At 34.5% G+C, this 6,398-nt stretch carries 7 protein-coding genes; 2 read left to right on the forward strand and 5 right to left on the reverse strand.

What is annotated here, in order from left to right; all coding sequences use genetic code 11:
- Positions 1 to 147: 147 nt before the first annotated feature.
- The 3 genes from ACY3FQ_RS16445 to mobQ form a co-directional block, all read right to left on the reverse strand.
- Entirely contained in the window at positions 148 to 435 is a 288-nt protein-coding gene (locus ACY3FQ_RS16445; protein WP_004728627.1) for a hypothetical protein, read from the reverse strand.
- Positions 432 to 1,382 carry a replication initiation protein gene (locus tag ACY3FQ_RS16450; protein ID WP_004728629.1) on the reverse strand — a complete coding sequence of 317 codons (951 nt, stop codon included), beginning with the start codon at positions 1,380 to 1,382 and terminating at the stop codon, positions 432 to 434. The genes ACY3FQ_RS16445 and ACY3FQ_RS16450 overlap by 4 nt, the downstream gene beginning before the upstream one ends.
- Before the next feature lie 682 nt (positions 1,383 to 2,064).
- A complete protein-coding gene (gene mobQ, locus ACY3FQ_RS16455; RefSeq protein ID WP_018680086.1) occupies positions 2,065 to 3,717 on the reverse strand; it encodes a MobQ family relaxase in 1,653 nt (550 codons plus the stop codon).
- Between the two features lie 211 nt (positions 3,718 to 3,928).
- Between mobQ and ACY3FQ_RS16460 the strand changes: the two genes are divergently transcribed.
- A complete protein-coding gene (locus ACY3FQ_RS16460; RefSeq protein WP_018680087.1) occupies positions 3,929 to 4,231 on the forward strand; it encodes a hypothetical protein in 303 nt (100 codons plus the stop codon).
- Positions 4,232 to 4,393: 162 nt separating this feature from the next.
- The gene (locus ACY3FQ_RS16465) at positions 4,394 to 5,299 is read left to right on the forward strand and encodes a pyridoxal-phosphate dependent enzyme (RefSeq protein WP_087696032.1); all 906 of its coding nucleotides are present in this window, start codon (positions 4,394 to 4,396) and stop codon (positions 5,297 to 5,299) included.
- Positions 5,300 to 5,711: 412 nt separating this feature from the next.
- Here ACY3FQ_RS16465 and ACY3FQ_RS16470 read toward each other — a convergent pair whose 3' ends face one another.
- Positions 5,712 to 6,026 carry a BrnA antitoxin family protein gene (locus ACY3FQ_RS16470; RefSeq protein ID WP_087696029.1) on the reverse strand — a complete coding sequence of 105 codons (315 nt, stop codon included), beginning with the start codon at positions 6,024 to 6,026 and terminating at the stop codon, positions 5,712 to 5,714.
- Positions 5,989 to 6,300 carry a BrnT family toxin gene (locus ACY3FQ_RS16475; protein WP_087696030.1) on the reverse strand — a complete coding sequence of 104 codons (312 nt, stop codon included), beginning with the start codon at positions 6,298 to 6,300 and terminating at the stop codon, positions 5,989 to 5,991. Before ACY3FQ_RS16475 ends, ACY3FQ_RS16470 begins: the two co-directional genes overlap by 38 nt.
- Between the last annotated feature and the right edge of the window lie 98 nt (positions 6,301 to 6,398).

Genomic DNA, 6,398 nt, shown 5'->3' on the forward strand with positions numbered 1-6,398 from the left:
TACTGTTTTTTATTCGATATAAATCATAAACTTATACTAAGACGTTCCAGGGTTCAGCGCACTGGAACGGCTTTTTTGTGACTATTCACGTTCCACGCCTATTCTTTGATCAATGTTTCACGGTTTTAATTAAATAAACTGAATAATTCAATCTGCACGATTTAAGCGATTATCTTGAATAAGATCATCCAATTTATCTTCTAAATCTTCAATCTTATATTTGAGCGATAAAATAGAATTTTTTAAACGCTCATTTTCAGGAGCATCAGGATTTTTTAATTGATTAAAAATTTCTAATAATTCGTTGCGATTAGTGCTTAACCTTTCAATGTCACTTTCAATAGCCATTCTTGGTGTCCACAGAGCAAGTAAACTTTGCTCATAGTCTTTGAGTTCTTGATGGCTCATTGCATCTAATTCAGCTCTAGTTTTCATGGTTTAAAATCCGTCTTGCTATGAAGAGCTTTAAAAATCCGCTTTGCTGTTTCCTCTCTTACACTTTTCGGATCTCGTAAGATGCCACTAATCCAAAGGGCAAAACTAGGATAGTCCTGGAAGTTACTTAGGTCTGATAGCTCAGAAAGTTTAGATAAAATAGCACTGTACTTGTTAATTTGAGCATCAGACAGGTTGCAGAATATATCTATTGTTTTTGGATCTCGCTCAGGAGCTATTAATTTTGGCTTAGATTTTTCTTTCACAGTGAACTTAAAGCCGACAACAGAACGTCCTTTTTTAACTGGACTATAGTCAACTGTTACATCGGTAAATTCATTAATTTCATCTAATGAGCTCTTCAAAACTCTTCGTTTTAAGTTCCTCAAATCTCTATAAGATTCTGGTAAACCAAACTCTGTAAACATTTCATCTAGCGTTAATTCAAAGCCATTTTTTGCCTGATTTTTTTTCGCTAAATGGTAAAAGTCTATTGAGTAGTCTTTTTTTAATTTTAGAACTACATCTTTTTTATAACGAGTGTATGGATTGTATTTATCTAAAATTTTCAACATCACCAAAACAATAGATGTAAACCTTAAAGATATCCCTGCATCTTCATAAGTAGCATCAATTACCCAGTTAGAGTAGACCTTTTTCCCCCTATCATTAACGTATGAAAAGGACCGATCTACTAGTTTTTTTGACGCATTTTCAATTTGTTTATAAGCAGAATTGACTTTGATACCACAGTCATCAGCAAATTGTTGAGCAGATATTAAGATTTGATCTTGTTCACTTGCATCGATATTTCTAGCAATCGGAGAAGCCATAATTAAAATTCTTTTTTCATCTACAGACATGCTTTTAAAGCATTCAGTAACTTTGTTTTGAATAGCCATTGTTGTTACTGGATAAGATTTATCATAACTATTTTCTTTATTCATTCAGATATCAAACCTTATAAAAAATGAACATGATTTTTGTACCCTTATGAGAAAACAATGTACACCAATAAACATAAGGGTACAATAATTTATTTGTACCCTTTATCATGCTATTTGTACCCTTTAATCATGCTATTTGTACCCTTTTAAACGATAAAATCATGCTATTTGTACCCTTTATCATGCTATTTGTACCCTTTTAACGCTTGAAACTATTGCTGCATAAGGTTTTCAGAGGGTCTAAAAGCTTTTAAAAGCTTTTTAAAAGAATAAAAGGGAATTTATTTCCAAAGTGAGTTATTAAAACTGCCCTTGGTACTCGCTAAAGCTCGTACTCTATTGAAGCTCGTTTCACTCGCTTCGTGGGGGCAGTTTTTTGCATATATGATCAAGGATTCAAAAAGCAAAACATGAATAATGCATTCGCTATGCTCATGCTTTTTGACGAGCAAAAGCATCAATACTTCGCTCGTAGACACTCGCTAATCACTGTCCCCAGTAATTCAATAAAAAACGGTTTTTCAGAGGGGGAATAAGCAACCTTTCGTTGTGTCGCTCGTAGACACTCGCTAAAAGGCTCTCATTTGCGTTCTAAGCGATTTTATTTTTATCAACTATAGTTTTACTGTATTTCTATCAAAAGTCGCTAAAACCCCCGTTTTTTTGCGCTTAAATGGGATTGCTAAGGCGTGTAGTCATGGTTATTGTCATTTTCTGGCTTTTTAGGCTCATTTCTCTGCTGTTTTTCTTGTTCTTGGCGTCTTAAAAATGCCAAATGTTCTTGTTGCTCTCGTTCTTGTGCATAGCGTTGTTCTTGTTGCTCTCGTTCTTTACGTAACTGCTGTTCTCTAGATTCACGATCTTTTCGGTCGTTTTCGAGCTGTATTGCTATTTTTTGGGAAAACTCTTGCTGCGCTTCGGTCTCAATTTTTTTTGTAAAAGCCGCATGCAATTCTTGGATTTTTAGATCTTCCATTTCTTCTGCATATAGTCGCTTTTGTTTTTCACCATTTTGAGGACTAAAGTATTTATTTCCATAGTTATCTTCTTCAAATATATAACTATTTATGATCTCCAGTCTTTGATCGCGTACATACTCTTGATACTCAGTTTCTCTGCGTGATATTTCAGAAATTTGATGATCTATATTTGAAATTTGATCATTAAGTTTTCGTTGTTTAACAGTGATGTTCGGTTCGTCAAGTTTTGCAAAAGACTTTTTAGGCTGGAGCAGCTGATTTTCTTCTGTCCATTTATTTAAATGATCAGAATATCTCTCTTTTTTTTCTATTTCACTAAGACCAGAAATATGCTTTTGGATGTCTAGTTGGGTGTTGTGTTGGTCGATCAGGTCATTTATTTGATTGATCCATTTTGTTTTAAAAAATAAAGGCTCTTTTTTGCGTAGTTCTGATATTGCAGAACTCATCGTGTCTAATTTTGTTGTTAATTTTGATAATTCTTCATTTTGGAATTCATAAAGTTTCTGAGAAGTTTTTTCTGAATACTCAGCTTGAGAGTATTGAAACTGAAGCTCACTTCGTACTTTTTGAACAAGATCCTCAGATACTTTGATGTTTTCATCCAGTGCGATGACCTTTTTGATTTTTAAATTACGTAGCTTAATTTCATCATTTTTCAGACTAATTTCTGTAAATATCCCTCGTCTCCGGAGGTATGTCGCTTGAGGACCTTCGTGCTGAGTTGCTTCTAGGTCACTTTCCTGGTCTTCATAACTTCTGTGATCGACACGTTCATCAAATCCATTTTGTTCCAGGTGATGATTGCATAACTCTGCAAATGATTCTCTCCAGTGGCTTACAGTTTCTGTGCCATTGTCACGACTGAAGTCCCTATATTTTTTTGCTGAAAAGCCACCCTGCTCATTAATACTTCGGGTTGTGAACATGATGTGTGCATGGTAGTTGCGTTCATCACTTCCACTGTCTGTATGAGGTGCATGAATAGCAGCATCAACGATGACACCGTATTTTTTAACGAGGTTTCGGCAAAGTTCATTGAGCATATTTTCACGCTGTTCAGCGTTTAACTCACTGGGAAATGCAATCTCAAACTCTCTTGCAAGTAATGCATCTTTTCTACGTTCAACCTTTTCGACTTCATTCCAAAGTGTTTGGCGCTTGAGTAACTCAGTATTTGTATTTTCAGGTGCATAGATTTTTGTAAATTCGACACCAGTTTTTCTTGTGTAGTCTTGTTCTTTTCCATAAAAATCGCATACCAATTTTTCACTTGAACGATATGCAGCACAAGCAACGGCCGATCGTCCATTACCTCTACTAATCGTTTTAACTGAAAAATGATATATCGCCATTTTGCTTTTGCTCTTTATTTCGATTTATCGAAATTACCAACATGTATATGTTGGTCAGGGGATTACAAAGGGGATTTACCCCTTGTCGCACCATTGGATGAAATCCAATGGCTAAGTGCGCCCTTCGGGAAAACCACGATAGCATGGGCTGTCTTGAATTTCAATTCAAACAGACCTATGCTTGAGGGGGATTCCTTGAGATGGTGATGGTATGAGTGTTGAAACTTTAGAGCAAAAAATTGCAAAGCAAGAAGAACGATTAAGACAACTAAAAGCACAAAAACAAGCTATTGCTGCTCGTGAAAAAAAGAAAGTTTCTGATCAGCAACGTAAAGATGATACGAGACGTAAAATTCTACTGGGAGCTTGGGCTTTAAATAAATTAAAAAATGATGAATCGTTTAAACAGCAATTAGCCGATTTTGAGCAATTTTTAAATACGGAAAATAAGACCGAAGAAAATAAGCAGAAAGATAAAGATCTTTTTAATGGATTTATTTGGGATAAGACCTAAATTTCGCATAAGAGATTTTATGTTAAATAGCCCTCAGTTGAGGGCTATTTTTTGAATGAATAGGATAAGTCTTAGAATTCACTATAACTACTTTAGTTAAGACGTCAAAAAATATAAGGCTATAATGTGGAATTCCACTACTTTTCAAGTTTATTAAACACGATGATTATTAAAACTCCTATTCTAAAATCTAAGACATTAAGTAATATAAATAACTGTAATATATGGTTAAAAATGGAATCCACACAACCATCTGGTTCTTTCAAACAACGCAGTATAGGGAATGCTTGTTCATACTATGCGGAACAAGGTGCCAAAAAGTTTATTAGTTCATCAGGCGGCAATGCGGGAATTTCTGTAGCTTATATGGGAAATTCATTAAACATTCCAGCGACTATTGTTGTTCCTAAAACAACTTCTCAAAAAGCAATAGACATCATGCGTCAACAAGGTGCAGAGGTTATCGTGCATGGTGAAATTTGGACAGAAGCAAATGAACTTGCTCTACAGTTTGTTAACTCTGAGGCAATTTATATCCATCCTTTTGATGATCAATATTTATGGGATGGAGTAGCAAAAATTATTGATGAAACAATTGAAGACGGCATCATACCAAGTGCTGTTGTTTTATCCGTTGGAGGTGGAAGTTTACTATCAGGTATTAGTCAGGGCTTGTCTAAAAATAAACTAAATATTCCAATTTATGCTGTAGAAACGGAAGGAACTGCTTCATTAAATACAGCAATTAAAATGGGACAACATATTAAATTAGATAAAGTTACAGGTGTAGCGACAACTCTAGCTGCACAGCAAGTTTGTAAGAATGCTTTCGAGCTTACACAATTAAAAGAAATTAAAGGAATCACGGTTACAGATGAAGAAGCGATTGATGCTTGTTTTAAATTTTTAGATGACCATCGAACTTTAGTTGAACCTGCTTGTGGTGCTACTTTAGCAACTTTATATAATAAAAAAATGGACTTTTCACCTTCAGATAATATTCTTGTAATTGTATGTGGTGGTGCATCTATCTCTCTTGAGCAACTTTTGAAATATTCATCTCAATAATTTAGAAAATTATTTTTTCTTTCAAAAAAGCTCAGTATCTAATACTGAGCTTTTTATACAGTTATGAAACGTTAAATAAGATTATGAAAATCAGTTATAATTATCTGATAAGTAATTAAAAATAATAAGGTAATTTATGTCTACATGGGTATGGGTGCTTATTTATTTGGCAGTTAGCTTAATGTTCAAATGGATTATTTCATGGGGTTGAGCTGATCGTATTAAAGGTTGGAAGAGTATCTTTTTCTTAGATATGGAATCAAGCTCATGGAATGAAGAACAGCTTAGAGCTATGGCTTTGTTTCTATGGATAGCATTTACCATTCTTTTTATTATAGGTTTAATTTACCCCGAATTTAGATTCTATAAGCTTAAAAATAGTTTGTAAAAAACGGAGCTTAAGCTCCATTTTTTATGGGTGATTTTTTAAATCATTCAGCATTGCATCACGTAAAATCTTATTCATACGTGTCTGATAGCCTTTGCCTTGTGCTTTTAGCCATTGCATGACATCTGCATCAATGCGTACTGTAGTTACTTGTTTAGTTGGCTTATAAAACGGATTTTGGACAGCATTTTTCCAAAAGCTTTTATCAAGTTCAGGAATGTCCGAAAAGTCTATTTCACTATCTGGGCGTTTAGCCAGGGCTTCGAGTCTTGCCTTTTGTTCTTCAGATAAAACAGGAGGCTTATTCAAATCCACTTTGTAAGTAACGGTTTTGTTCATACTGTTTCCTCTCTTTTTTCTCTGCCTGTCGTGCTGAAATAATACGGATATGATCTATCCCATTATGGTCTTGTACTGTATGAGCCACTAATAAAACAGCTTGCCCATGTACCATACCTATCGCTTGCCAACGATATTCACCATTCTCAAAGCGATCCTGTTTGAAGACGGCATGAGCATCATAAAAAACCAATGTTGCATCTTCAAAAGCTACACCATGTTTTTTGAGGTTTGTATCTGCTTTATGCTCATCCCATGAAAACTCAATTTCCATAGTTGCATCGCTTTTTGTTAATATAAAAATGTTAATACAAAATTGTAAATTTTGCAAAGTTCTTCCATTTTTTATTGGCAAAAGCTTACAGAATCGAA

It is taken from the genome of Acinetobacter sp. AB03 (genome assembly GCF_058107045.1).